The sequence below is a fragment of the Reyranella sp. CPCC 100927 genome (assembly GCF_007859315.1).
In the GTDB taxonomy this organism is placed as follows: Bacteria; Pseudomonadota; Alphaproteobacteria; order Reyranellales; family Reyranellaceae; genus Vineibacter.
This window is the reverse complement of sequence record NZ_VOHA01000001.1, coordinates 1,252,671-1,277,464: the sequence shown is the minus strand read 5'-3', so window position 1 is coordinate 1,277,464 and position 24,794 is coordinate 1,252,671. Positions and strand designations below refer to the sequence as shown.

The following is a 24,794-nucleotide window of genomic DNA, read 5'->3' as shown; positions in this document are numbered from 1 at the left end:
CTTGCGCCAGTGCCGACGAAGCCGCATCCCGGGCTGATGGTCAGTGTCCGGCCTTTTCACCGGCCGGACGTTCGGTCGTTCCCAGGGCGTCGGCCAGCCGCGATGTGGCGGCTCCGGGCCGCAACGGCCGTGGCTGGGCCGCGTGTGGTGCCCAGCCATGCAGGTAGAGCACCTCGAAGGACGCTGGCACGCGCCCCTCGGAGTCACCGTGACGCTCGGCATAGATGGCCGCCGCCCGCGCCAAGGTCTCGCGGCGGGTGAAACCCGATCGGCGGCCCCGGACGGCATTGCCCTCGGCCATGGCCCGCAGGTCGCGCATCAGTGCCAGCGCATCGGGATAGCGCACATCGATGGTCTCGGCGTCGGCGACCGGCATGGCGAAGCCGGCGCGCTGCAGCAGGCCGGCAGCATCGCGCAGGTCGGCAAAGGGCGAGACGCGCGGGCTGAGCCCACCCTCCACGTCGCTCTCGGCCTGCGCGAGCGCCTGGCGCAACTGCCACAGGGTTTCGCCGCCCAGCAGGGCCGCCAGAAACAAGCCGTCGGGCCTCAAAGCCCGGCCAATCTGCACCAGGGCGCCCGGCAGGTCGTTGACCCAATGCAACGCCATGGCGCTGAGCACGAGATCGACGCTGGCCGGCTTCAACGGCAGCATTTCCTCGTCGGCAACGACGGCCGGCCCGTGGGCCTGGGCACGGCGCGCGAATCCCAGGGCGAGGTCGATCGATACCAGTGTCTGGATCCCGCCCCGCACCGAGCCATCGGGCTGGCGCAGTGCCCTGCCGACCTCGCCGCCATGGCAGCCGATATCGACCGCCACCGGGAAAGCGCGCCGGATGTCATCCAGGCGCTCGACCAGACGCTCGGCGATCTCGCGCTTCAGAAAACCGTCCCAGGCGCCGGCGGCGCGCTCGCGCCGCAGGCGCACAAGATCGCGGTCAAACACCAGCATGGGGTCAGGGGCGGCACTCATGCCCCTTTCTAGCGCAACTTCGCCTGCCGTGCTGCCCCTCGACAGTCCCGACGCGCCACCGCAATGTCTGCACAGGCCCCACGCAGGAAACGCCGCTCATGCCGACCGAAAACCACATCCGGGACGAGATCTGCCGCATCGGCGAAAGCCTCCACCGGCGCGGCTACACGGTCGGCTCCGCCGGCAACATCAGCGCCCGGCTCGCGGACGGCTTCCTGATCACGCCGACCGACGCCTGCCTGGGCTTCCTCGATCCCGCCAGCCTTGCCAAACTCGATCATGATGGGCGTCAGGTCGCGGGCGATCGCGCCTCCAAGACCATCGAGCTGCACCGTGCCGTCTACGGCGCCCGGCCCGATGTCGGCGGTATCGTGCACACGCACTCGACCAACCTCGTGGCGTTATCGATGCTGCCCGATGTCAATCGAGAGGATGTCCTGCCGCCGATCACGCCCTATTTCGTGATGAAGGTGGGCCATGTGCCGATGATCCCCTATCGTCGGCCGGGCGATCCCGCGGTGGTCGACCTCGTGCTGGCCCACGCCGCCGCCGTGCGGGCGGTGTTGCTGGAACGACTGGGCCCGCTGGTCTGGCACGACAGCGTGTCGGCCGCCAGCTTCGCGCTGGAGGAGCTGGAAGAGACGGCAAAGCTTTGGCTGATGCTGCGCGACGTACGCCCGCCCGGCCTGAGCCAGGCTCAGATCGACGACATCAAACACACGTTCAAGGTGGCGTATTGAGGCCGTCGTCCTCCCGAGCGAAGCTGGAGGAGGAGGATGCGCCATGGATTCGCCTGATTCAGGCGGTGGCATGGCGCGCATGGAATTCAACCCGGCGCGCTTGGCGTTGGCCGGTGCCGCGCGACGTTACGGCCGGGCGGCGCTTGACGTGTTGCTGCCGCCGCAATGCATGTCCTGCAGCGCGGCCGTGGACGCACCCGGTGCGCTGTGTGCCGCATGCTGGTCGAAGATCGCCTTCATCGCCGCGCCCGTCTGCGCCTGCTGCGGCCTGCCGTTCGAGGTCGACGCCGGACCGGAAACGCTGTGCGGCGCCTGCCTTGCCAAGCGGCCGCGCTATCGCCGCGCCCGCGCTGCCTTCCGCTACGACGCGGAATCGCGCCGTCTGGTGCTGATGTTCAAACATGCCGACCGGCTCGACCCGGCACCCACGTTCGGGCGCTGGCTGGCACTGGCCGGTGCCGGATTGCTGGCCGATGCCGACGTCATCGCGCCCATCCCCCTGCACCGCTGGCGATTGCTGTGGCGGCGCTACAACCAGTCGGCCGAACTGGCCCGTGCTGTCGGCCGTCACAGCGGCAAGGCCGTCGTGCCGGATCTGGTGGTTCGTCACCGACGGACGCCATCGCAGGCCGATCTCAATGCCCGCGAACGGCGACTGAACGTCGCCGGTGCCTTCAGCGTCAACCCCCGCCACCGCGCGGCGGTGCGCGACAAAACCGTGCTGCTGATCGATGACGTTCTGACCACCGGCGCCACGGTCGAGGCCTGCGCGCGCACCCTGCTGCGCGCGGGTGCCGCTGCCGTCGATGTGCTCACCCTGGCGCGCGTGGTGCGCCCGCAGGTGCGGATGCCGTGATTGACCGGACCGCGGACTACAGGTCCGCCGATTGCAGGGACAGATCGGCCGGCGTTACTTGCGGCTCGACCGGCACGTCCGAGAACAACGTGGCGGCACGGAATCGCACCGAGACACGATCGCCGGCCGTGAAGCGGTAGCCGGCATAGACGTGGTGCGGCATCTCGGCCTCCACCACCGGCGCGCCGACAACAACCTCGATCTCCAGCCGCACGACCGGTCCGACAACACCGACAAACCGCACGATTGCCGGCCCCGCCGGGTCGCGCTGCAGCACCACATCGTGCGGCCGCACGTAGAGCGTGCCGGGGCCGTCATGCGAGGCATCGCCGTTCAACTGTTCGACGTGGGCGTAGGGGACGATCGGGCGGCCGCCACGCACCTGGCAGCGCACACGGTTCACCTGGCCCAGGAAGTCGAACACGAAGGGATTGCGCGGCGCGCCGTAGACTTCCTCGGGCGTGCCGACCTGCTCGATCTTGCCATGCCCCAGCACGACCACGCGATCGGCCAGCTCCAGGGCCTCCTCCTGGTCGTGGGTGACGAACACCGTGGTCATCTTCAGCCGGTCGTGCAACTGACGCAGCCAGCGCCGCAATTCCTTACGCACCTTGGCGTCGAGCGCACCGAACGGCTCGTCCAGCAACAGCACCGAGGGCTCGATGGCCAGAGCCCGGGCCAGCGCCACGCGCTGGCGCTCGCCGCCGGACAACTGGCTGGGAAAACGGTCGCCGAGGTGACCGATCTGCACCAGGTCGAGCAGCCGCTGCACGCGGTTGCGGATCTCGGCGTCACTGGGTCGGCGCTGGCGCACCATCACGCGCAGCCCGAACGCGACGTTCTCCGTTACCGACATATGACGGAACAGCGCGTAGTGCTGAAAGACGAAGCCGATGTGGCGCTCGCGCACGCCGCGGCGCAACGCGCTGTCGCCATTGAGCAGCAACTCGCCTTCGTCCGGCCACTCCAGGCCAGCGATGATCCGCAGCAGCGTCGTCTTGCCGGAGCCCGAAGGTCCCAGCAGCGCCAGCAGTTCACCGGCGCGGATCTCGAGGTCGACACCCTGCAGCGCGACGAAACTGCGAAAGCGCTTGCCGATACCCTTCACATGGATTGCGGGCGAATGCTCCATGTCAGTGCCCCCGCCCTTTCAACCCGCGGCCCACCTTCCACTCGATCACGCCCTTCAGCAGAAGCGTGACCAGCGCCAGCAGCGCCAGCAGCGAGGCCACGGCGAACGACGCGACGAAATTATACTCATTATAGAGGATCTCGACATGCAGCGGCATGGTGTTGGTCAGGCCGCGGATGTGGCCGGACACCACCGACACCGCGCCGAACTCGCCCATGGCGCGCGCGTTGCACAGCAGCACACCGTACAACAGACCCCAGCGAATATTGGGCAACGTGACACGCCAGAAGGTCTGCCATCCCGAGGCGCCCAGCACCAGCGCCGCCTCCTCCTCGTCGGTGCCCTGCTCCTGCATCAGCGGAATGAGCTCGCGGGCCACGAACGGAAAAGTCACGAAGATGGTGGCGAGCACGATACCCGGCACCGCGAAGATGATCTTGAAGCCTTGCTCCGACAGGAACGGCCCCAGCCATCCCTGCAGCCCGAACAGCAGCACGTAGATCAGGCCGGAAATCACCGGCGAGACTGAGAACGGCAGATCGATCAGGGTGATCAGCAGGCTCTTGCCGCGGAACTCGAACTTGGCGATGGCCCACGCCGCCAGGACGCCGAACACCAGGTTCAGCGGCACGGCGATCGCCGCCACGGTGAGCGTCAGCCCGATCGCCGCGCGCGCGTCGGCATCGGCCAGCGCCGCGAAATACGCGCGACCGCCCTGGCGCAGCGCCTCGGTGAACACCGTGACCAGCGGCAGCACGATGAAGGTGCTGACGAACAGCAGCGCCACCAGGATCAGAATCCAGCGCACGAGGCGCGGCTCGGTACGCGCGCTGATCGCGGAACGGGGACCGACGGCCATCGCCTACCTCCGTTCCAGGTGACGGCGGGACCAGCGCTGCAGCAGGTTGATCGCCAGCAGAAGGGCAAAGGAGATCATCAGCATGACCGCGGCGACCGCCGTGGCCTCGCCGTAGGCGTATTCCTCCAGCTTGATCACGATCAGCAGCGGCGCAATCTCCGACACCATGGGCAGGTTGCCGGCGATGAAAATCACCGAACCGTATTCACCGACCGCGCGCGCGAAGGCCAACGCGAAGCCGGTGGCCAAGGCAGGGAACAAAGTGGGGAAGATCACCCGCCGAATGGTCTGCCACCGACTGGCCCCCAGGCACGCCGCGGCCTCCTCGATCTCCGGGCTGAGATCCTCGAGCACCGGTTCGATCGTGCGCACCACGAACGGCAGGCTGATGAACACCAGGGCAACGAACACGCCCACCGGCGTGAATGCCACCTTGATGCCGAGTTCAGCCAGCGGCGCTCCCAGCCAGCCGTTCTCGGCGTAGAGTGCTGTCAGCGCGATACCGGCCACCGCTGTCGGCAGCGCGAACGGCACATCGATCAAGGCGTCGACCAGGCGCCGTCCCGGAAAGCGATAGCGCACCAGGACCCAGGCCAGCAGCGAGCCGAACACGGCGTTCGCCACGCCCGCCGCCAGCGACGCGCCGAAACTGAGCTGCAAGGCCGCCAGCACCCGGTCGGACAGTACGGTGTCGATGAAGCGCTGCGTATCGAGGCTGGCGGCGCGCGCAAAGAGCGCCACCAACGGCAGCATGACGATCAGACCCAGCCACGCCAGCGTCAGTCCCAGCGTCAACCCGAAACCGGGAATGATACTGCGCGGCCGCCAGGGTACGGACGATACGACGGTGCCGCGCGGTGGCGTTTCATCGGCGCTGATCGGGGGCAATGCCTGGGTCAGTGCGAGCGTCTCCACGCGCGCGTCGGCGCGCTGAGACGGATCATGACCGCGCGCGGGCGCGCGGTCCAGAAGGGCCGACGAACTCACGGGCAGTGGCTCGGGGGACGGCGAACCACGGCTTCAACCCGGACGATGATCGAAAGACACGTGTCAGCGCTTGGGCTTGTAGAGGCGATCGAAGATGCCGCCATCGCCGAAATGCGTTTTCTGGGCCGTCTGCCAGCCACCGAACTGCTGATCGATGGTGAACAGGTCGATCTTGGGAAATTTGCTGGCGTATTTTGCCGCCACCTGCTGATCGCGCGGTCGGTAATAGTGTTTCGCGGCGATCTCCTGGCCGGCCGGCGTATACAGGAATTCAAGATAGGCTTGCGCCAGGGCACGGGTACCGCGCCGGTCCACCACCTTGTCGACCACGGCCACCGGCGGCTCGGCCAGGATACTGATGCTGGGCACCACGATCTCGAGCTTGTCCTTGCCCAGTTCGTTGATGGCGAGGAACGCCTCGTTCTCCCAGGCCAGCAGCACATCGCCGATGCCGCGCTGCACGAATGTCACCGTCGAGCCACGCGCGCCGGTATCCAGCACCGGTGCATTGGCATAGATCTCGCCGACGAATTTCTCGGCCTTGGCCGCATCGCCACCTTCGGTGCGCAACGAATAGCCCCACGCCGCCAGGTAGTTCCACCGGGCGCCGCCCGACGTCTTGGGATTGGGCGTAATCACCTTGATGTCAGGCCGTGCCAGATCACCCCAATCCTTGATCTTCTTGGGGTTTCCGGCACGGACCAGGAACACGATGGTGGAGGTGTAGGGTGCGCTGTTGGAGGGCAGCCGCTTCTGCCAGTCTGCCGCGATCAGTCCGCGCTCGGCGATGGCGTCGATATCGTAGGCGAGCGCCAAGGTGACCACGTCGGCTTCCAGGCCGTCGATCACCGAGCGCGCCTGACGCCCTGATCCGCCATGCGATTGCTGGACGGTGAGCGTCTCGTTCTTCTTTTCCTGCCAGCTCTTGGCAAAGACGCCATTGACGTCCTGATAGAGCTCGCGCGTCGGATCGTAGCTCACGTTGAGCAGGCGCACTGCCTGCTGCGCAGCAGCCACGCGCGGCAGCGTCAGGGCTGCACCAGCCGAGGCAAGCATCGTTCTGCGTCGCATCATCACCTACCTCCAGGAGTCGATATCGTATTGCCCCGGCACACTGCAAGCCTGCCCGTTCAGCGGGCCAGCGGCAAACGCGGCGTATTGCCAAATGATGTCGGTATCGTTTCAGGCGAGATAAGCGCCCCACCCACCGTGACGCTCGCCAACGCCCAAGCCGCAGCGGTCATTGACATAGCCGACCAGGGCTTCGATGGAGCGCTCCGGCGCACCGGCCGTCGTATCGAGCACCAGATCGGCCTGCACCGGGATTTCATAGGGCGCCGAAACGCCGGTGAACGACGCCACCTGGCCGCTGGCGGCGAGGCTGTAGAGCCCCTTGGGATCACGCAGGCGGCAGACCTCGACATCGGCGTGGACGTGGATCTCGTAGAACCCATCACCCACGATCCGCCGTGCCTCGGCGCGGTCGCGCGCATAGGGCGATATCAACGCCGCCAGAACGATCACGCCACTCTCGGCCAGCAACCGGGCTACGTGCGCGGTGCGCCGCAGATTCTCCGCCCTGTCCTCGCGCACAAAGCCGAGATCGGCATTGAGCCCGTCGCGCAGATTATCGCCGTCCAGAAGCTGCACCTGCCAGCCGTTGTCGAACAGTCGCCGCAACGTGCCATTGGCGATGGTCGACTTGCCCGAGCCCGACAGGCCCGTCAGCCAGAACACGGCGCCGCGGTGGCCGTTGCGCTTTTCGCGCTCGGGTCGCGACACGCTGGTGCGGATGGCCGTGATGTTGCGGCTGGCCTGCAGCGGCCGCTCGACGATGAAGCCGCCGACCACCTTGTAGTCGTTCATCAACACACCGCGACCGGCGCGCGGGTTGTCGGCAAACTTGTCGAGGTAGAGCGGCTGGGTCGAGCGCAACACGACCTCGGCCACGCCATTGCGTTCGACATGGGTTGCCGGACCGGAGTCCAGTGTCTCGACGTCGACCACCTTTTCGATCGCAGCCACCGTCACATCAACGTCGGCCGTGCCGTAGCGGGCCCGCATCCGCCGACCGGCGCGCAGCGGCTCCTCGTCGAACCAGAACACACGCACCGCAACCGCCCGGCACTCGGCCGGGGGCGCTTCGGGCGCCGTCAGCAAATGCCCGCGCACCGCGAAGATCTCTTCGTCGAGCGTCAGCGCCACGCTCTCGCCGGCACCCGCTGTTTCGCGCGGCTGGCTGCGATTCCAGTCCTCGATGCTGGCCACGTGGGCGCGGCGCCCCGTGGGGCTGAGTTGCACGGTATCACCGACCGATACCCGGCCGCTTTCGATCCGGCCCACGATCGCCCGCCGGTCGCCGATGCGGTAGACATCCTGCACCGGCAGGCGCAGCGGTGCATCGATCGGCGAGGGACGGCGCGCAAAGCCATCGAGCGCCTGCGTGATGGTCGGGCCGCGATACCAGCCCATCACCGTGCTGCGCTCGGCGATGTTGTCGCCGTTGCGCGCCGACACCGGAATGACGGCGCGCGGCCGGATGCCGATCTCGCCGAGATAGCCGGTGATTTCGCGCTCGACCTCCAGCAGGCGCTGCTGGTCGTGCTGCACCAGGTCCATCTTGTTGACCGCCACCACGACCTGCGCCACGCCCAGGAGATGCAGCAGATAGGCATGACGACGCGTCTGCTCGGAGACACCGACCTTGGCGTCAACCACCAGCACGGCGCCGTGGGCGCGCGAGGCGCCGGTCACCATGTTCTTGAGGAATTCCTTGTGGCCCGGCGCATCGATGATCACATAGCGCCGCTGCGCGGTATGGAACCAGATCTGGGTGACGTCGACTGTAATGCCCTGGTCGCGCTCGACCTGCAGGGCGTCGAGCAGGAACGACCATTCGAATTCCAGCCCGCGCTTCTCGGATACCGATCGCAGCTGATCGAGCTTGCCGTCGGGCAGCGAATCGGTGTCGTGAAGCAGGCGGCCGACCAAGGTCGACTTGCCGTGATCGACGTGACCGACGATGACGATCGGAAAGGCGCGCGTACCAGCGTCGCGCGAGGGATAGGCGCCCATCACATGTACCCCGCTACACGCAGACGCTCGAAGGCGTCCTCCGAATCGTGATCCATGGCGCGGCCGGCACGCTCGGGCGTGCGGATGGTCTCCAGCTCGGCCACGATGGCGTCGATGTCACCGGCATTGCTGTCGATCGGGAACGTGATGCCGATCTCGCCCAGCGAGCGATAGCGCTTGCCGCCTTGCGCGAAATACAGCGGCACCACCGGGATGCTCTCACGACGGATGTAGCGCCAGATATCGACCTCGGTCCAATGCAGCAGCGGGTGGACGCGCACATGCGTGCCGGGCGGGAACTCGGCGTTGTACAGATCCCAGAATTCCGGCGGCTGGTCGCGGAAGTCCCATTCGCCCTGATTGCGCCGCGGGCTGAAGACACGTTCCTTGGCACGGGTCGCCTGCTCGTCGCGGCGGATGCCGGCGATGATGCCGTTGAAGCCGTACTTCGCCAGCGCCTGCTTCAAGCCCGCCGTCTTGCGCGCCGCCAGCCGCGAGTTGGGCGGCAGGCTGGGGTCGATCTCCTCGATCGGCGGACAGGCGTCGTTGATCAGTTCCAGCCCCCATTCGCGCACGTAGCGGTCGCGGAAGGCGTATGTCTCTGGGAATTCGAGGCCGGTATCGAGATGCATCACCGGAAACGGCACGCGCCCCAGGAAGGCTTTCTTGGCCAGCCAGATCATCACGTTGGAGTCTTTGCCCAGCGACCACAGCATGGCGATGTGATCGATGCGGCCATAGGCCTCGCGCAGAATGTAGATGCTCTCCGCTTCGAGCCAATCCAGATCGTCCATTACTCTTCTCCACGCGGCGGCGGCGTCCATCCCAGGTGGATGCCGCACTCCGTCTTATCCTGGCCGCGCCACCGTCCGGCGCGGCGATCCTCGCCCGGCAAGGTCGGCGCCGAGCACGTCATGCAACCGATCGACGTGAAGCCGTCAGCTTCCAGCAGATGGCGCGGCAGGTAGTGGGTGGCGAAATAGCCGTCGACGTCCTCGACGCTCCACTCGGCCAAGGGGTTGAGCTTGACGCGGCCATCGGCGTGTTCGATCGGCGCCAAGGTCGCGCGCGCACCGCCCTGGAACCGCTTGCGACCGTTGATCCACGCATCGAAGCCGGACAACGCCCGTTCCAGCGGCTCGACCTTGCGGATGGCACAGCAATAGTCGGGGTCCCGGCGCCAGAGATCGCCGTCGGGATCAGCCTGCGCGATACGCCCCGCGTCGGGCTGGATGGTCCTGACGTCCGTCAAACCCAGGCGGGCCGTCAGCAGGTCGCGATAGCGCAGCGTCTCGGGAAACAATTTCAGGGTGTCGATGAAGAGGATGGGTGTCGCCCGGTCGATCGCCGCCACCAGGTGCAGCAGGACAGCCGCCTCGGTCCCGAATGACGACACCAGCGCAATGCGCCCGCGGTAGGTATCCGTGATGGCCGCGCGCAGGAATTCGCGGGTCGACGCATGTCGAGCCCGGCGCGCCGGCACATTGGCGCCGGGCGGCCATGTCTGGGCGGAAACGATATCGAGGGCCATGCCCGCCCCCTTCATTCTGGGGTTGGAACGTGCCGACGCTAGGTCGCGACGGTATCTGGCCGAAATAAACAGCTATGGACTGTTTATTCAACAATTTTTGTCTTAATTGAATGTGAAATAAATCTATTACACAATAATTTATAGTTTAATAGGTTGCCTGGTTCAATCCATGGCTGGGAATTTTTGCCGGGCCCGCTAGGGTGCGCAGGAGGGCAGCGGTCGAGGGATTTCGGATCGTCATGCATGCAATCGTCGTCGGCGCCGGTATCTCCGGACTGAGTACCGCCTGGGCCTTGGCCAAGCGCGGACACCGCGTCACCTTGCTCGAACGCGATGCGATCCCAAACCCTCTGGGGGCGTCCGGCGATCATCACCGGATCATCCGGCGCGCCTATCGGATCGCGATGCACGGTTACACGGTCCGCATGACCGAGGCTTTCGCCACCTGGGACGAGCTATGGGCCGACCTGGGCGCCGAACATATCGCTCGCGTCGGCTTCATGGGCATCGTCACGGCGCCGGGCGACAATGCCGACCAGTACCGCGACAGCCTGCGTACCGGCGGTTATCCCTTCGAGACTTTGACAAAAACGGCAGCGCTGGCACGGTTCCCGTATTTCAATCCCGAAGGTTTTCACGACGTCTTCGTGTCGCAGGAAGGCGGCGCCCTGCTCTGCCTGCGCATCGCCACCGACATGGTGCGCTGGCTGCGCGACAACGGCGTCGCCGTGCGCGAGCACACAGTCGTCACCGACATCGATACAGCGGCCGCATCGGTCACGTTGTCCAGCGGCGAGCGATTGTCGGCGGACGTCGTCGTTGTGACTGCCGGCGCCTGGGTGACAGGGCTCCTGCCCGACCTGACCGGCCGGCTCGCCAGCAAGCGCACCTACGTGGTGTACCTGGAGCCGCCCGCGGAATTCCGCGCCGCCTGGGAGCTTACGCCGGTGATCCCCGGGATCGGCGGCGATATCGGCGGCTACATCCTGCCGCCGGTCGCGGGCACCGACCTGAAGTTCGGCGCCGGGGCCACGCGTGTCGACTGGACCGCCGACACGCCGTTCGAACTGGCCGCCGATGCCGGCACCCGGCTGCGCGATATGTTCGCGCCCTTGTTCCGGCGCATGGGCGACTACAGCATCAAGCGCGAGCGCAAGTGCGTCTACACCTTCACGCACGATGAGCGCTTTTTCGGCATCCGGCGCGGTGCCACCTGGATCGTGTCGGCGTGTTCGGGCCATGGCTACAAGTTCGGCGCGGCCATCGGCCGGCGTGTCGCCGACGCGGTCGAGAGCGGCGATGAACAGACGCTGACTGCATGGCTGGAGGCGCGGGATTGACACGCAGGCGCTCTGGTCAAGCCCGGACGGCGTACCTATAGTCGAGACGAAACAGGCCGGAGACCCACTGTGGCCAAGATCGAGATCTACACGACACCCTTTTGCGGCTACTGCGCGCGCGCCAAGGCGTTGCTCGACCAGAAGGGCGCGACGTACGACGAACGCGACGTGATGATGGATCCGCAGGCGCGCGCCGAAATGCGCTCCCGCACCAACCGCACGACGGTGCCGCAGATCTTCATCGACGGCCAACACATCGGCGGCAGCGACGACCTCGCCGCGCTCGACGCCGAGGGCAAGCTCGACCCGCTGCTGGCGACGGCCGCGTAGACACCCACGGGGTGGAAGAGCGAGATTCGCACCCTTCTGATCCCTCGCTACGCTCGGGATGACAGTTTGATGGAGCGGCGCATGGCGACGAGCTTCACCGTCGGCCTGATCCAGGTTACAGCCACCAACGAGATGGCGCCCAATATCCGCTTCATCGAGGAGCAGACGCGGCGCGCATGCGAGGCCGGCGCCCAGTTCATCATGACGCCGGAAAACTCGACCTTGATCGGCGCCAACCGCGCCGATACCTTGGCCAAGGCACAGCCGGAAGAGAGCCACGAAGGCCTGCAGGCGATGCAGGCCCTGGCCCGTGCGTGCGGCGTCTGGTTCCTGGTGGGCTCCATCCACGTCAAGGTCGAGGCCGAGCGCAACGCCAACCGCTCCTACCTGATCGATCCCAGCGGCGCGATCGTCACCAGCTACGACAAGATCCACATGTTCGACGTGCAGCTGGCGAGCGGCGAGACCTACCGGGAATCGTCAACCTTCCGGCCCGGCGACAAGACCGTCATTGCCGAAACCCCGTGGGGCAAGCTGGGCATGACGATCTGCTATGACCTGCGCTTCCCCTACCTCTACCGCGACCTGGCGCATGCCGGCGCCGAGATGATCTCGATCCCGTCGTCCTTTACGGTGCCGACCGGCCGCGCTCACTGGCATGTGCTGATGCGCGCGCGCGCCATCGAAACCGGCTGCTTCGTGTTCGCGCCGGCGCAGGTCGGCACGCATGCAGCCAACCGCAAGACCTACGGCCATTCGCTCGTCGTGGCGCCCTGGGGCGACGTGCTGGCCGATGCCGGCGGCGAGCAACCAGGCTTCGTCACGGCCGAGATCGACATGACCAAGGTCGCCGAGGCGCGCAACGCCGTGCCGTCGCTGACGCACGATCGCCAGTATGCAGCACCGGTCACCGTCGGTTCGGTCCGGCGCGCGGCGGAGTAGCACTTTAAATCGTCCGGTCCGCGACGCGCAGCATGCGCAGGAACAAGTCCGTCAGCGTCTGAACGATCCGACCCCGGTCAGGATGGCCGGCCGCAATAGCGTCATCCACCACGCCATGCATGCCGTGAAAGATCACCATGGCCGTCGACCGGGGCGACTCGATCGACCACGTTCCGGCTTGGATGCCGACCGTCAGGATTCCCAGCACCTGTTCGATGACGACGTCCTTCTCCTGCGACTGCCGACGATCGTGGCGATAGTCGTGAAAGACGACGTCGTGCAACTGATAGGCATCCAGGTAGGCGTCGACGGCCGTGGCCGTCCAGCGTTGCAACCGCGCGACGGCGTCCGTAGCCGGACAGGCATCGACTGCCGCCGCGACGCGCGTCACGAACCCCTGCGAAAAGCGATCGCGCAAGGCGACGAGCACGTCGGCCTTCGCCGTGAAGTAATGATAGAAAGTGCCCTTGGCGACATCGGCCGCGGCGACGATGTCGTCGATGGTCGTCGCATCGATGCCACGGGCGATGAACAATGTTGCCGCCGCGTCCATCAGATCGTCGCGTCTGACCTCGGCAGGCTTGGTTCGCGGCTTGCGGGCAGGCCTGGCATGTCCAGCTGAGCGCTGTCGCTGCACGTTGCTCACATCGGCCCTTTGCTCGCCAAACTGTTCTCCTGAGCGCATATCCCAGATTTTATTGTGGTTTTCAAGTATGTTAACTATATTGACCGACGGTCGGTCGATATCTTAAGGACAGGCACTAGTCACTGGTTCTGGAGCCGTCATGACCGATGCTCGCCGTCCTGCCCTCGTCGCGGCCGTCTATCTCGGGACGTTCATTGCCGCGCTCGATGTCAGCATCGTCAGTGTCGCGCTGCCGGCCATTCAAACCGCACTGCACACCGACATTGCCGGCCTGCAGTGGGTTGTCGGCGCCTATGCGTTGTGCCTGTCGGCGTTCATGCTGTCGGCCGGCCCGATCGGCGATCGCTACGGCCGCAAGCTGTCGTGGCTCATCGGAGTCGCCGTGTTCATGGTGGGATCGGCGATTTGCGCCGTGGCACCGACCTTAGGTGTGTTAATCGCCGGCTGCGCCGTTCAGGGCGTCGCCGGCGCGTTTCTGATCCCCGGGTCGTTGTCGATCCTCACGCAAGCGTTCCCCGACCCGGTGCAACGGGCCCACGTGATCGGCGGCTGGTCATCGTTCAGTGCCATCTCCCTGATCATCGGCCCCATCCTGGGGGGCATTCTGGTCGATAGCGCCGGATGGCCCAGCATCTTTCTGATCAACCTCCCCATCGGCGCCATCACGATCGGCCTGGGAGTCTGGGGCATCCGGGAAACGGCACATCCCGATCATGCCGCCCTCGACCCTGCCGGTCAGGCGTTGAGCGTGCTGTGGCTGGGCGCGTTGACCTACGGCCTGATCGCGGCCGGCCAACAGGGCTGGACCGCGCCCGGCACGATAGCGGCACTGACGGTGGCGCTCGCCGCATTCATCGTCTTCATGATCATCGAAAGCCGCACCCGCCGACCACTTCTGCCGCTTCAGCTGTTCGGCAATGCCCGCTTCGCCGTGATCAATCTGGCGTCGTTCGTGCTCGGCTTCTCAGGCTACAGCAGCCTGTTCTTTTTCTCGCTCTTCCTCCAGCAGGCCCAGGGATGGTCGGCGACCGAGACCGGCTGGTGCATGGCGCCACAGTTTGTCGCCATGGCCATCGTTGCGTCCGTGTTCGGCAGGCTGGCGGCGCGATATGACGTGCGTACGCTGATGATCACAGGATACGGAATGATCGGCGTCGCGATGCTGGCCATGAGCGAATTCCAGCCGGACACGCCGTATTCCTTGATCGCGCTGCTGTTTGCCGTCCTGGGAATCGGGATGGGACTGGCCGTACCGGCTACCAGCGCGGCAGTGATGGCATCCGTACCGCGCGAGCGGTCCGGCATGGCCTCAGCCACAATGAACGCCCTGCGGCAAGCAGGCATGACCTTGGGTATCGCATTGCTAGGCACGCTGATGAGTGCCCGTGCGATGACCCTCCTCGCCACCGGCCTGGAAGCGGCAGGCATTGCCGACGCCAAGACCATGGCGGTCGTAGCCATCAACCGACATCAGGTGACGACCGTCGGCAGCCTCGATTCGGCTGCGTTCGGCACTCTGTTCAGTACCGCCTTCGCCGGCGGCTTCCATGTCGCCATGGTTTATGCAGGCTTGCCGGGGGTGATGGCAGCAGTACTGCTCGCCGCCGTGAAATCCCACCGGACCAACCCTGGTACCGACCATCGCTAGTACCGACTATCGCTAGAGTGTGACTCAGGATTCGTCATCCCGAGCGCAGCGAGGGATCTTCTGAAAGTGACGCACGGGTGCGCCTGCATTGAAAGATCCCTCGCTGTGCTCGGGATGACAGCTGTATCAGGGAAGCGTGACTAGGGGGCGAGCCCGCAGGCCGGCTTGAACATCGCCACGGTGCGGTTCCAAGCCAGCGCTGCATCGGCGCGGTCGTAGTTGCGCGACAACGGATTGGCGAACGCCCCACTGCCTGGGTAGACGTGGAACTGGACGACGCGCCCCGGGCGCTTGAGCCGCACCTCCAGGTCGATCCGCGACAGCGGACTTGCCCATGTGTCGCGCTCGGCGAAGTGGCCGATGATCGGGCCATCGACGCTGTACAACTGCTCGGCCGACTCTTCAACGCGACCGTAGTAGATGCCGGTTGCCGACACGCCGGCGCCGGAGCTGACGGGAACCGAATGGCTGGCGCCGATGCCGAACCCGATGCTGGCCAAACGCTGGTTGCAGAAATCCCGCGAGCGTAGCCAGTCGAACCATTGCCCCAGCACATCGCGCGCCAGTTTGGCGTCGAGCGTACGCGCCAGGGCTGCCGCCTCCTCATCGTTGCGCGCCACCTTGCCGTCGAACAGGTCGACAACGATGGCGGCGAAGCCCTCGAACGCCAGGAGATCGGCCATGCGATCGAACTCGCTCACCGCACCGAAGCCATCATGCACGACCAGTATGCCCGGCGCCGGCTTCGCGTTCGGCGTGAACAGCCGCCCGCCAAACGTACGCCCACCGGCCAGGGTGATCGACACACGCTGCCCGCCTGCGGCGGGCGCCTGGGCCACCGCGACAGGGCCTGCCACCGGCACAGCCAGAAGACCGGCCAGCGCATCACGGCGTTTGATCATGCAAGTCATGGCGGCTTTTTAACGCAAGGCGACTGTCCTCTACCATGGCACAATGACGGCGATGCGTCGTCACCCGCTTGCGCGCCGATGAATGCTCTCCGACCGTTGACGCGCGGGCCGGCATTCTGCGCTTTTCTGGCGCTTGCGATCCTGTTCGCCTGCACGCCGTTTCGCAGCAGTCAGCCCGACAGCCTGTCCGGCGGGCTGGCGCTGCGCGTCCAACCGGTCACATTCAACCTCGAGAACCGCGCGGCATCGCGGATCGGCAAACTGATCTGGCGTGGCGGCGTGACGCTCAGCGCCCCTCACAGGGCCTTCGGCGGCTGGTCCGATCTCTGGGTTGCCGAAGACGGCGGTCGGTTGCGGACTGTGTCCGACGATGGTGCCTGGCTGACGGCCCGGTTGCGCTATGCGCCTGACGGCCATCTGGCGGGCCTGGATGATGCGCATCTCGGTCGATTGAAGGGGCCTGACGATACCTGGCTTGTCGGCAAGATCTGGAGCGACGCCGAAAGCCTCGCCATGCTTCCCGACGGCTCCATGCTGGTCGGCTTCGAACGCCGCCACCGCATGCTGCGATACCCCGCCGGCGACGAATCGACAGGCGGCGGACTCGCTGGTCGGCCCATACTCTTCCCGGCGCCGGCGCAGCTTCCGGCGGCGCCGGCCAATACCGGCCTGGAGGCCATGACCGTGCTGCCCGACGGCAGGCTCTTTTTGCTGGCCGAAGACTACAGCCTGAGACCTGGCACAACGATCGGATGGATCGGCACGTTGCGGAGCCAAGCGGTCACCTGGAACCGCTTCTACTATCCACTGGTCGAGGGATTCCGCCCGACGGCGGCAACGGTATTGCCCGACGGCAACATCGCCCTGCTTGAGCGCGCGGTAAGCCTGCCCGCCGGCTGGCGAACGCGCATCGTGCGGCTGCCGACGTCGACCTTGGTGCCCGATGCTGTCGTCCTCACAGAGGAACTGGCGCGGCTGGAAACGCCCTGGGCCAGCGACAATTTCGAGGGCATCGCCGCACGCCGAGGCCCCGGCGGCGAGACCTTGCTGTGGCTGATGTCGGACGACAACTTCAGCTTTCTACAGCAGACAATGCTATTGCATTTCGCCTTGGCGGATTGACGGGAGCGGCCGCGTCCATGGTTCTGGTTGCCATCGCAGTGTTTCTCGGCGCCTTTTTGCTGTTCCTCGTGCAGCCGCTGATCGGGCGCATCATCGTGCCCTGGTTCGGTGGCGGCGCGCCGGTATGGACCGCGTCGCTGGTCTTCTTCCAGGCGGCACTGCTGGCGGGTTACGGCTATGCCGCTTTCGTGACGCGGCATTTGTCACCGCGGATGCAAGCCACGCTGCACCTGGTTCTGCTCGCCGCCAGCGTGCTCACCATGCCGCTGTCGGCCGATCCGTCGTGGAAACCCACGGGCGATGCGATGCCGGCACCCCGCATCCTGGCGTTGCTGGCCACCAGCATCGGCCCGCCCTACGTGCTGCTGGCCGCCGGCGGACCGCTGCTGCAGGCCTGGCTGGCGCGGCGCGGACAGGTGCCGTGGCGGCTGTTCGCGCTCTCCAACCTGGCATCGCTGGCGGCATTGCTGGCGTATCCGTTCCTGATCGAACCGTGGCTGGGCCTGACCGACCAGCGCTGGGTCTGGTCGGCGGCGTACGTGGCCTACGCGATCCTGGTCGGCATCCTGGCATGGCAGAACCGCCGCGACGCCGGCCCGGCGGCCGCGACAATTGCACCGACGGTCACTGCCGCGCCGCAAGCTGATGACAACGATGGTCGGCCCTGGCTGTGGGTCGTGCTGGCGGCCGTGCCCTCGGCGCTGTTGATCGCGGTGACCGAGTTCCTGACGCGCGACGTGGCGCCCATGCCGCTGCTGTGGATCCCACCGCTCGTTCTATATCTCGCGACATTCGTGATCTGGTTCGACGGCAACCTGCCCTACTTCCGGCCCATGTGGCTGGCGGCAGCGGTACTGGCGGTCATCGCCATGGCGATCGCCATGACGACACACTCGCTGACGTACAAGCTGGTGCCGAACCTGCTGATCTACTGCACCGGTCTCTTCCTGGTGACGCTGTTCTGCCATGGCGAACTGGTGTCGTTGCGACCACCGCCGTCGCGACTGGGCGGCTTTTATCTCTGCATCGCCATCGGCGGTGCCATCGGCGGCGGTGTGGTCGGCCTGCTGTTTCCAGCGGTCCTGCCCAACGCCTTCGACCTCGAGATCGTGCTGGCGGTGTCGGGCGCCCTGATCGTGCTGCGGGCCATGGCCCTGAGCCACACCATCCTGATCATCGGCGGCTGCGCGCTGGGCAGCGTAGCCATGGCCTTTGGCGGCTGGGCCGGCTGGGCCCGCTACGACAACACGCGCTACGACGTCGCCATCACGCGCAACTTCTACGGCACGTTGCGCGTGATGGACAGCAAGGAAGACACTGACGACTATTACCGCCAGCTCACGCACGGCACCATCATCCACGGCACCCAGATGATGGCACCCGAGAAGCGGCGCTGGGCGGTCGGCTACTACCGCAACGAGTCGGGCATCGGGCGCCTCATCCAGTCGCTGCCCGAAGGACCTCGCAAGGTGGGCGTGATCGGCCTGGGCACTGGCGGCCTGGCCGCCCACGTCCGCGCCAGCGATACCTATCGCTTCTACGACATCGACCCCGGCGTCGTCGCCGTCGCGCACAAGTACTTCACGTTCCTGTCGGACGCGCCATCCAAAGTCGACGTCGTGATGGGCGACGCGCGCCTGAGTCTCGAGCGCGAACCGCCGCAGAACTACGACGTGCTCGCTGTCGACGCTTTCTCAGGTGATGCCATTCCGCTGCATCTGATCACACAGGAAGCCATCGATCTCTATTTCAAGCACCTGGCGCCCAGCGGTGTCCTGGCCGTCCACGTCAGCAACAAGTTCCTCAATCTGCCGCCGGTGCTGGAGCGCGCCGCGCAGGCGCGCGGCCTGGCCATCGTGATGGCGCGCGACCTCGACGAGGAGGGCGCCATCCAGAGCGACTGGGTGCTGCTGGCGCGCCATGCCGTGCTGCTCGACCGGCCCTTGGTGAAGGCCATCGTCGTGCCCATCGCCACGCGGCCGGAGTGGCGGACGTGGACCGACGACCACGTCGACCTGCTGCGCGTTCTGAAGTGATCAGGCCTCAGTCGACGTCCGTGGGCAGGTCGGGTGACGCGGCGTGCTCGAACATGCGGCGGATCTGCTGTGGCAGTACGCGCGAGAGTGACAGGTCGGCCGGCACGTCCTGGGCAGCGAAGAACGCCACCTCGCTGGTTTCGATTCCGGGTCGGGGCTCGCCGCCCTTCAGATCGCAGATGAAGAAGAGCTTGTAGATGTGGAACGCGTAGGGCGGCTGGTGCGGATGGCGTTCGCGATCGTAGACGGCTGCCAGCTTGCGAACCGCCACGTGCACCCCAGCCTCTTCAAGAACTTCGCGCACGACGGATTCGCGCGGCGACTGGTTGACGTCGGCCCAACCGCCCGGCAGCGTCCAACGTCCGCCATCCGCGACCTCACGCACGAGGAGGATGCGGCCATCGTCACGAAACACCGCGGCACGCACATCCACCTTGGGCGTTGCGTAGCCAACCTGGTCGGCGAACAGGCCCTCGATCCGCTGCGCGTCGATGTCGGCGTGCTGGGTCATGATCTGCGCGGCAAGAGCGCGGATCGCCTCATAGCGCTCGCGATCATAGACGTCCTTGGAGAACGTCAGGCCGGTTTGAGCGATCGCCTGAAGTTGCCGCGCCCACGTCAACCAGCGCGGCGGCGTCACTCCGCCATTCCCTTCTCCGCCAGTTCGCGGCGCGCCTTGTCGTTCTTGTCCAACGCGACGCCCATGCCACGCAACACCTGGGGCGCCTTGGTGAACTGGACGTTGGCGTATTCGATCACCTCGAACCGATTGCCCCAGGGATCGAGGAAATCCTGGAACGGACCGTCCAGCACCTTGCCACCGGCCGCCAGCACGCGCGCTCGAACGCTGGAGCGGTCGTCGACGACCAGACCGAAATGCCGCCCCTCGATGCCGTCATGCGCCGAGCCACGGAACAGCGCCAGGAACTGATCGCCCATGTCGATGAAGGCGTTGTTCTCGTCCCGCCCGCGCAGGGTGACGTCGAAGATGCGACCGTAGAATTCCAGCGCTGCGTCGATATCACCGACTTCGAGCGCGACGTGGTTGATGCCGATCATCCGCGGCTTGCGCCCATCGGCGCCTGCAGTGCCGTCCATGAACCGTTCCTCCGGTTGAGGTCGCCTGTCGGGCGACCGCCCGGGATGACGTGGCGAGCAGCCGGCCGCGGATCAAGGGCGCCGCAAAGAAGAAGGGCCCGCGCATGGCGCGGGCCCTTCTTCGGTAGCCGAGAAAAGCTGTGTCAGGCCGCGGCCTTCTCGCGCTTGGTCTTGGCGATCCGCACCCGCTTCTTCAGCGTCTTCATTTCCGGCGACAGCTTGCTGTCATTGGTGTCGAGCAGGTAGGCGTCGATGCCGCCGTTGTGCTCGATGGTGCGGATGGCGCGCGGCGTGAGCCGCAGGCGGACCGGCAGGCCCAGCGCATCCGACAGCACCGACGTGACCTGCAGGTTGGGCAGGAAACGGCGCTTGGTCTTGTTGTTGGCATGGCTGACGTTGTTGCCAACCTGCACCGTCTTGCCGGAGAGCTCGCAACGACGTGTCATGGTCCAGTCCTCGATCGGTCGCGCGGGCCAAGCCGCGCCCTAAAAACAGTATCCGGCCCACGCGGGCCGGAATGCGGCGCTCTTTTACGGGCAGGGCCGCCCGCCGTCAAGCCGCCACGCAGGCCGCCGCCGGACCTGCATGTATCCGCCACTCAAGTGCAGTCATCGGCATAAATCTATTTTGAATCAAGGATTTAGATCAAACCCGTAGAACCTTGCCGGGGTTCATGATGTTCTTCGGATCCAGGGCACGCTTGATGGCGCGCATGGCGTCCAGCTCGACCGAGCCGCGATAACGCTCCAGCTCCTCGAGCTTGAAGCGACCGATGCCGTGTTCGGCCGAGATCGAACCACCGAATTCGCGCACAAGATCATGCACGGCATGATTGATATCGCCCAGGTGAGCGAAGAAGGCCGGCTTGTCCATCCCCACCGGCGCCTGGGCGTTAAAGTGGAGATTGCCATCGCCGACATGGCCGAACGGTACCGGCCGCAGGTCGGGCATGACGGCCTTCATGGCGGCGACGCCCTTGTCGACGAACTCGGGAATCCGGTCCACCGGCACCGAGATATCGTGCTTGATCGATGGCCCCTCCAGCTTCTGTGCCTCGGAGTGGCTTTCGCGGATTTTCCAGAACGTCTGGGCCTGCGCCTGCGACTGGGCCAGCACGGCATCGAACACCAGGCCGGCCTCCATGGCATCGCCGAGGAAGGCCTCCATCTTGGCCAGCATGCCGCCGCCGTGCACGGGCGCCGGACGTGTCGAGGACCATTCGAGCAGGACGTACCAGTCGTGACGCTCGACCAGCGGATCCGTGAGACCGGGGATGTGCTTGAGCACCAGATCGATGCCCAGGCGCCCCATCAGCTCGCAGGAGGTGACGTTGTCCTCGCTGGCGGCGTGCGCACGCGACAACAGCTCGACGGCGGCTGCCGGATTGCGCACGGCGAGCCATGCCGTGGCGACATCCTTGGGACGTGGAAACAGCTTCAGCACCGCCTTGGTGATGATACCCAGCGTGCCCTCGGCACCCATGAACAGATGCTTGAGGTCGTAGCCGGTATTGTCCTTCTTCAGGGAGCGCAGGCCATTCCAGACCCGCCCGTCGGGCAGCACGGCTTCCACCCCCAGCACCAGGCTGCGGGCATTGCCGTAGTGCAGCACCTGCACGCCACCGGCATTGGTCGACAGGTTGCCGCCGATCGTACACGAGCCCTCGGCGGCCAGGCTCAACGGAAACAGCCGGTCGTGCGTCGCTGCCTCGTCCTGGATCGTCTTCAACACCACGCCAGCCTCGACCGTCATGGTGTAGGCGGTGGGGTTGATCTCCAGGATGCGGTTCATACGGCGCAGTGACAGCACGATCTCGCCGCCATGCTCGTGCGGGATGCCGGCCCCCACGAGCCCGGTCATGCCGCCTTGCGGCACGATCGGCACACCGGCTTCGGCACAGATCCGGACGACGGCCGCCACCTCTTCCGTGGACGCCGGCCGCACCACGGCAGCCGCCCGGCCGCGATAGTTGTCGCGCCACTCGACGACGTGCTGTTCCATCTCATGCGTGTCGACGACGAAACCTTTGTCGCCGACGACGCGATGGATCGCGTTCAGCACGGCATCGGGTACGGCACTCGGAATCGTCGTGTAGGTATCGGGCATCGCGGGCAGGTTTCCAACACTGGCCCGTACCTTAGCGAGGCACTCCCGGTGGCGGGAGCGCGGTCTTGTCTCGATTGTCTTACCTCTCCCGCTCGCGGGAGAGGTCGACGGGCGCGCAGCGCCCGGCGGGTGAGGGCCTTAGGACTCGGCATTCCGTGTGCGGTCCCTCACCCTCCCATGGCGCTGCGCACCATGGGCCCCTCCCTCTCCCGCTCGCGGGAGAGGGACTCAACGCATCAGCGAACCTTCCTGCGCGGACTCGGCAGGGTCGACGCGGATGACCTTGCCGGGGTTCATGATGCCCTGGGGATCAAGTGCCTTCTTGATCGCGCGCATCACGTCGAGTTCGGTCTGCGAACGGTAGTGCTCCAGTTCCAGCAGCTTGGCCGAGCCGATGCCGTGTTCGGCCGAGATCGAGCCGTCGAATTTGGCCACCATGTCGTGCACGACGCGATCGAGGATCTTTACCGTGGGCGCGAACTGAGCGCGGTCCTTGACGTCGACCGGCGCTGAGAAATTGTAGTGCAGGTTGCCGTCGCCCATGTGGCCCATGGGACGGGGCCGCACCCCAGGCGCTGCGTGCACGGCGGCGGCATTGCACGCCTCGATGAAGGACGGGATCTTCTCGACCGCCACGGAAATGTCGAACGACACCGCAGGACCAGCATGCCGTCCGGCCTCGGCGTGGCTCTCGCGGATGTGCCAGAAGGCCCGCGCCTGCGCCTCGTTCTGGGCAATCACCGCATCCTCGACCAGGCCTTTTTCCATGCACTCCGCAAGGTAGGTCTCCATGCGCGGCCGCATGCCGCTCTCGCCATCCTCGGGAATCGGCCGGGTCGAGGACCATTCCATCAGCACCTGCCACGTGTGGCGCCCCTGCAAGGGCCGCTGCGTGCCGGGGATATGCTCGATGATGCCGTCCAACCCCAGCTCGTGGACCAGTTCGCACGAGGTGACGTTGTCGTCGGCGGCGATGCGCGCGCCGGCCAGAACCTCGAGCGCCGCCTTTGGTTCGGGTACGGCGAGCCAAGCCGTCGCCACATCCTTGGGTTTGGGGAAGATCTTCAGCACGGCCTTGGTGATGACGCCCAGCGTGCCTTCGGCACCGACAAACAGGTTCTTCAGGTCGTAGCCGGTGTTGTCCTTCTTCAGCGCCCGCAGGCCGTTCCAGATGCGCCCGTCGGGCAGCACGACCTCAAGCCCCAAAACCATGCTGCGGGTATTGCCGTAGTGCAGCACCGTGGCGCCGCCGGCATTGGTCGACAGGTTACCACCGATCATGCACGAGCCCTGCGCGCCCAGGCTGATCGGAAAGTAGCGGTCATGCGCCGTTGCCGTTTCCTGGATGGTCTGCAGCACGACACCGGCTTCGACCGTCATGGTGTAGGCGGTGGCATTAACGTCGAGGATGCGGTTCATCCGGGCCAGCGACACCACGATTTCATCACCGCCGCGCACCGGAATGCTGGCGCCCACCAGGCCGGTGAGGCCACCCTGCGGTACGATCTTGACGCCATGCTCACTGCACAGCGCCAGGATGGCCGACACTTCCTCGACTGTCGCCGGCTTCACCACCGCCGCGGCCTGCCCCATGGTGAGGCCGCGCCAGTCGGTCTGGTGGAAGGCGCGGGCCTGCGCGTCCTCGACCATGCCCTTGTCGCCGACGATCGCTCGCAGCTTGCCAAGAAAGGCGGATGATGGCGTGGTGACGAGTGTGTCGGGCATCGGGTTCCTCCGGTTGGCCGGAGTCTAGCCGCAGACGGGCGGGCGCGGAATAACCCCCGTGGATGTGCGGAATGCGTCCAGCGCCGGGCTGGCCCTGCGCTCGCCATGCAAACTTCAACCGGGTGGGATTGTCCATGCAGGCGATGGAATTCTGGTACGACTTTGCCAGCCCCTATTCCTGGATGGCGGCGGAGCGGATCGACGGCCTTGCCGCCGCGGGCGGCCTCGCCGTGCACTGGCGGCCATTCATCCTCGGCCCCATCCTGCGGCTGCGGCCCGACAACCCGTCGCCGTACCAGAACGCACCGCCGGCCCAGCGCGCCTATCGCCGCCGCGATGCCGAGCGCCTGTGCGCCAGTTACGGCCTGCCGCTGCGATGGCCCTCAAGCTACCCGCGCAACGGCCTGCTGGGCGCCCGTCTGGCCCGCGTCGCACCGCCTGACGTCCGCCCGGCTCTGTCGCGCGCGATCTACCGGGCCAATTTCGTCGACGACCGCGAGATCTCGGATGCCACGGTGATCGGTGCCATCGTGGCCGCCCAGGGTCTCGACGCCGACGCGCTGCTCGCCACGGCGTTGACCGATGAGAACAAGCGTGGGCTGGTCGCCGATGTCGACGCCGCGATCGCACACGGCATCTTCGGCGCGCCCAGCTTCCGGCTCGGCACCGAGCTCTTCTGGGGCAACGACAGGCTGGAACAGGCGATCGCCTGGGCGCGACAACCGTGGCTCTCGCCTTGA

At 66.2% G+C, this 24,794-nt stretch carries 24 protein-coding genes; 9 read left to right on the top strand and 15 right to left on the bottom strand.

Features of this window, described 5'->3' with window-relative positions:
- Nucleotides 1–40: 40 nt before the first annotated feature.
- Nucleotides 41–970 carry a class I SAM-dependent methyltransferase gene (locus FQU96_RS05860; RefSeq protein WP_218574607.1) on the bottom strand — a complete coding sequence of 310 codons (930 nt, stop codon included), beginning with the start codon at nucleotides 968–970 and terminating at the stop codon, nucleotides 41–43.
- A 98-nt stretch (nucleotides 971–1,068) separates the two neighbouring features.
- Here FQU96_RS05860 and FQU96_RS05855 point away from each other — a divergent pair, with 98 nt between their 5' ends.
- Together FQU96_RS05855 and FQU96_RS05850 are read left to right on the top strand one after the other, a co-directional pair.
- On the top strand, nucleotides 1,069–1,710 hold the full coding sequence (locus FQU96_RS05855; protein ID WP_146539862.1) for an aldolase: 642 nt from the start codon (nucleotides 1,069–1,071) through the stop codon (nucleotides 1,708–1,710).
- Between the two features lie 43 nt (nucleotides 1,711–1,753).
- Nucleotides 1,754–2,566 carry a ComF family protein gene (locus FQU96_RS05850; protein ID WP_218574606.1) on the top strand — a complete coding sequence of 271 codons (813 nt, stop codon included), beginning with the start codon at nucleotides 1,754–1,756 and terminating at the stop codon, nucleotides 2,564–2,566.
- A gap of 16 nt (nucleotides 2,567–2,582) precedes the next feature.
- Here the strand turns inward: FQU96_RS05850 and FQU96_RS05845 are convergent, their stop codons facing one another.
- From FQU96_RS05845 to FQU96_RS05815, 7 genes are all read right to left on the bottom strand, one after another.
- Nucleotides 2,583–3,698 (bottom strand): sulfate/molybdate ABC transporter ATP-binding protein, encoded by a 1,116-nt coding sequence (locus FQU96_RS05845; RefSeq protein ID WP_146539861.1) that lies wholly within the window; start codon nucleotides 3,696–3,698, stop codon nucleotides 2,583–2,585.
- Nucleotide 3,699: 1 nt separating this feature from the next.
- Nucleotides 3,700–4,557, bottom strand: coding sequence for a sulfate ABC transporter permease subunit CysW (gene cysW / locus FQU96_RS05840; protein WP_146539860.1), 858 nt, complete (start codon nucleotides 4,555–4,557; stop codon nucleotides 3,700–3,702).
- 3 nt (nucleotides 4,558–4,560) lie between these two features.
- Nucleotides 4,561–5,367 (bottom strand): sulfate ABC transporter permease subunit CysT, encoded by an 807-nt coding sequence (cysT, locus tag FQU96_RS05835; protein ID WP_146539991.1) that lies wholly within the window; start codon nucleotides 5,365–5,367, stop codon nucleotides 4,561–4,563.
- A gap of 240 nt (nucleotides 5,368–5,607) precedes the next feature.
- Nucleotides 5,608–6,615: a sulfate ABC transporter substrate-binding protein gene (locus FQU96_RS05830; protein WP_370461346.1), complete on the bottom strand. Its 1,008-nt coding sequence runs from the start codon at nucleotides 6,613–6,615 to the stop codon at nucleotides 5,608–5,610.
- A 111-nt stretch (nucleotides 6,616–6,726) separates the two neighbouring features.
- Nucleotides 6,727–8,619: an adenylyl-sulfate kinase gene (gene cysC, locus FQU96_RS05825; RefSeq protein WP_146539858.1), complete on the bottom strand. Its 1,893-nt coding sequence runs from the start codon at nucleotides 8,617–8,619 to the stop codon at nucleotides 6,727–6,729.
- The gene (gene cysD, locus FQU96_RS05820; protein WP_218574605.1) at nucleotides 8,619–9,443 is read right to left on the bottom strand and encodes a sulfate adenylyltransferase subunit CysD; all 825 of its coding nucleotides are present in this window, start codon (nucleotides 9,441–9,443) and stop codon (nucleotides 8,619–8,621) included. The genes cysC and cysD overlap by 1 nt, the downstream gene beginning before the upstream one ends.
- Nucleotides 9,413–10,150 (bottom strand): phosphoadenylyl-sulfate reductase, encoded by a 738-nt coding sequence (locus FQU96_RS05815; RefSeq protein WP_178130324.1) that lies wholly within the window; start codon nucleotides 10,148–10,150, stop codon nucleotides 9,413–9,415. Before FQU96_RS05815 ends, cysD begins: the two co-directional genes overlap by 31 nt.
- Before the next feature lie 239 nt (nucleotides 10,151–10,389).
- Between FQU96_RS05815 and FQU96_RS05810 the strand changes: the two genes are divergently transcribed.
- The 3 genes from FQU96_RS05810 (at nucleotide 10,390) to FQU96_RS05800 (ending at nucleotide 12,762) form a co-directional block, all read left to right on the top strand.
- Nucleotides 10,390–11,490: an FAD-binding oxidoreductase gene (locus tag FQU96_RS05810; protein ID WP_146539855.1), complete on the top strand. Its 1,101-nt coding sequence runs from the start codon at nucleotides 10,390–10,392 to the stop codon at nucleotides 11,488–11,490.
- Nucleotides 11,491–11,559: 69 nt separating this feature from the next.
- Nucleotides 11,560–11,820, top strand: a complete 261-nt coding sequence (grxC, locus tag FQU96_RS05805; protein ID WP_146539854.1) for a glutaredoxin 3 — start codon at nucleotides 11,560–11,562, stop codon at nucleotides 11,818–11,820.
- Between the two features lie 81 nt (nucleotides 11,821–11,901).
- Nucleotides 11,902–12,762: a carbon-nitrogen hydrolase family protein gene (locus FQU96_RS05800; protein WP_146539853.1), complete on the top strand. Its 861-nt coding sequence runs from the start codon at nucleotides 11,902–11,904 to the stop codon at nucleotides 12,760–12,762.
- A gap of 4 nt (nucleotides 12,763–12,766) precedes the next feature.
- On the opposite strand, the gene FQU96_RS05795 is transcribed toward FQU96_RS05800, so the two are convergent.
- Nucleotides 12,767–13,315, bottom strand: coding sequence for a TetR/AcrR family transcriptional regulator (locus FQU96_RS05795; protein WP_255467862.1), 549 nt, complete (start codon nucleotides 13,313–13,315; stop codon nucleotides 12,767–12,769).
- Between the two features lie 232 nt (nucleotides 13,316–13,547).
- Here FQU96_RS05795 and FQU96_RS05790 point away from each other — a divergent pair, with 232 nt between their 5' ends.
- Nucleotides 13,548–15,056, top strand: coding sequence for an MFS transporter (locus FQU96_RS05790; protein ID WP_146539851.1), 1,509 nt, complete (start codon nucleotides 13,548–13,550; stop codon nucleotides 15,054–15,056).
- A 140-nt stretch (nucleotides 15,057–15,196) separates the two neighbouring features.
- On the opposite strand, the gene FQU96_RS05785 is transcribed toward FQU96_RS05790, so the two are convergent.
- Nucleotides 15,197–15,958, bottom strand: coding sequence for a dienelactone hydrolase family protein (locus tag FQU96_RS05785; protein WP_178130323.1), 762 nt, complete (start codon nucleotides 15,956–15,958; stop codon nucleotides 15,197–15,199).
- Nucleotides 15,959–16,045: 87 nt separating this feature from the next.
- Here FQU96_RS05785 and FQU96_RS05780 point away from each other — a divergent pair, with 87 nt between their 5' ends.
- Together FQU96_RS05780 and FQU96_RS05775 are read left to right on the top strand one after the other, a co-directional pair.
- Nucleotides 16,046–17,089: an esterase-like activity of phytase family protein gene (locus tag FQU96_RS05780; RefSeq protein ID WP_178130322.1), complete on the top strand. Its 1,044-nt coding sequence runs from the start codon at nucleotides 16,046–16,048 to the stop codon at nucleotides 17,087–17,089.
- Nucleotides 17,090–17,106: 17 nt separating this feature from the next.
- Complete coding sequence (locus tag FQU96_RS05775) at nucleotides 17,107–19,125, top strand: fused MFS/spermidine synthase (RefSeq protein WP_146539848.1); 2,019 nt, start codon at nucleotides 17,107–17,109, stop codon at nucleotides 19,123–19,125.
- A gap of 7 nt (nucleotides 19,126–19,132) precedes the next feature.
- Here the strand turns inward: FQU96_RS05775 and FQU96_RS05770 are convergent, their stop codons facing one another.
- The 5 genes from FQU96_RS05770 to FQU96_RS05750 form a co-directional block, all read right to left on the bottom strand.
- On the bottom strand, nucleotides 19,133–19,765 hold the full coding sequence (locus FQU96_RS05770; protein WP_146539847.1) for an NUDIX hydrolase: 633 nt from the start codon (nucleotides 19,763–19,765) through the stop codon (nucleotides 19,133–19,135).
- Nucleotides 19,762–20,223, bottom strand: a complete 462-nt coding sequence (locus FQU96_RS05765; RefSeq protein WP_146539846.1) for a VOC family protein — start codon at nucleotides 20,221–20,223, stop codon at nucleotides 19,762–19,764. Before FQU96_RS05765 ends, FQU96_RS05770 begins: the two co-directional genes overlap by 4 nt.
- 143 nt (nucleotides 20,224–20,366) lie before the next feature.
- The gene (gene rpmB, locus FQU96_RS05760; protein ID WP_146539845.1) at nucleotides 20,367–20,669 is read right to left on the bottom strand and encodes a 50S ribosomal protein L28; all 303 of its coding nucleotides are present in this window, start codon (nucleotides 20,667–20,669) and stop codon (nucleotides 20,367–20,369) included.
- Between the two features lie 199 nt (nucleotides 20,670–20,868).
- The gene (locus FQU96_RS05755; RefSeq protein ID WP_146539844.1) at nucleotides 20,869–22,329 is read right to left on the bottom strand and encodes an FAD-binding oxidoreductase; all 1,461 of its coding nucleotides are present in this window, start codon (nucleotides 22,327–22,329) and stop codon (nucleotides 20,869–20,871) included.
- A gap of 228 nt (nucleotides 22,330–22,557) precedes the next feature.
- Nucleotides 22,558–24,054, bottom strand: coding sequence for an FAD-binding oxidoreductase (locus tag FQU96_RS05750; RefSeq protein ID WP_146539843.1), 1,497 nt, complete (start codon nucleotides 24,052–24,054; stop codon nucleotides 22,558–22,560).
- Between the two features lie 134 nt (nucleotides 24,055–24,188).
- Between FQU96_RS05750 and FQU96_RS05745 the strand changes: the two genes are divergently transcribed.
- Nucleotides 24,189–24,794: a 2-hydroxychromene-2-carboxylate isomerase gene (locus FQU96_RS05745; protein ID WP_218574604.1), complete on the top strand. Its 606-nt coding sequence runs from the start codon at nucleotides 24,189–24,191 to the stop codon at nucleotides 24,792–24,794.

Coding starts and splice junctions, on each gene's coding strand:
- FQU96_RS05775 (WP_146539848.1), top strand. CDS start 17,107: ATGGTTCTGGTTGCCATCGCAGTGTTTCTCGGCGCCTTTTTGCTGTTC.
- cysW (WP_146539860.1), bottom strand. CDS start 4,557: ATGGCCGTCGGTCCCCGTTCCGCGATCAGCGCGCGTACCGAGCCGCGC.
- FQU96_RS05850 (WP_218574606.1), top strand. CDS start 1,754: ATGGATTCGCCTGATTCAGGCGGTGGCATGGCGCGCATGGAATTCAAC.
- FQU96_RS05750 (WP_146539843.1), bottom strand. CDS start 24,054: ATGCCCGACACACTCGTCACCACGCCATCATCCGCCTTTCTTGGCAAG.
- cysD (WP_218574605.1), bottom strand. CDS start 9,443: ATGGACGCCGCCGCCGCGTGGAGAAGAGTAATGGACGATCTGGATTGG.
- FQU96_RS05815 (WP_178130324.1), bottom strand. CDS start 10,150: ATGGCCCTCGATATCGTTTCCGCCCAGACATGGCCGCCCGGCGCCAAT.
- cysC (WP_146539858.1), bottom strand. CDS start 8,619: ATGGGCGCCTATCCCTCGCGCGACGCTGGTACGCGCGCCTTTCCGATC.
- FQU96_RS05860 (WP_218574607.1), bottom strand. CDS start 970: ATGAGTGCCGCCCCTGACCCCATGCTGGTGTTTGACCGCGATCTTGTG.
- FQU96_RS05780 (WP_178130322.1), top strand. CDS start 16,046: ATGAATGCTCTCCGACCGTTGACGCGCGGGCCGGCATTCTGCGCTTTT.
- FQU96_RS05855 (WP_146539862.1), top strand. CDS start 1,069: ATGCCGACCGAAAACCACATCCGGGACGAGATCTGCCGCATCGGCGAA.
- FQU96_RS05785 (WP_178130323.1), bottom strand. CDS start 15,958: ATGATCAAACGCCGTGATGCGCTGGCCGGTCTTCTGGCTGTGCCGGTG.
- FQU96_RS05810 (WP_146539855.1), top strand. CDS start 10,390: ATGCATGCAATCGTCGTCGGCGCCGGTATCTCCGGACTGAGTACCGCC.
- FQU96_RS05765 (WP_146539846.1), bottom strand. CDS start 20,223: ATGGACGGCACTGCAGGCGCCGATGGGCGCAAGCCGCGGATGATCGGC.
- FQU96_RS05800 (WP_146539853.1), top strand. CDS start 11,902: ATGGCGACGAGCTTCACCGTCGGCCTGATCCAGGTTACAGCCACCAAC.
- FQU96_RS05790 (WP_146539851.1), top strand. CDS start 13,548: ATGACCGATGCTCGCCGTCCTGCCCTCGTCGCGGCCGTCTATCTCGGG.
- FQU96_RS05830 (WP_370461346.1), bottom strand. CDS start 6,615: ATGCGACGCAGAACGATGCTTGCCTCGGCTGGTGCAGCCCTGACGCTG.
- FQU96_RS05755 (WP_146539844.1), bottom strand. CDS start 22,329: ATGCCCGATACCTACACGACGATTCCGAGTGCCGTACCCGATGCCGTG.
- FQU96_RS05745 (WP_218574604.1), top strand. CDS start 24,189: ATGCAGGCGATGGAATTCTGGTACGACTTTGCCAGCCCCTATTCCTGG.
- FQU96_RS05795 (WP_255467862.1), bottom strand. CDS start 13,315: ATGGACGCGGCGGCAACATTGTTCATCGCCCGTGGCATCGATGCGACG.
- FQU96_RS05845 (WP_146539861.1), bottom strand. CDS start 3,698: ATGGAGCATTCGCCCGCAATCCATGTGAAGGGTATCGGCAAGCGCTTT.
- rpmB (WP_146539845.1), bottom strand. CDS start 20,669: ATGACACGTCGTTGCGAGCTCTCCGGCAAGACGGTGCAGGTTGGCAAC.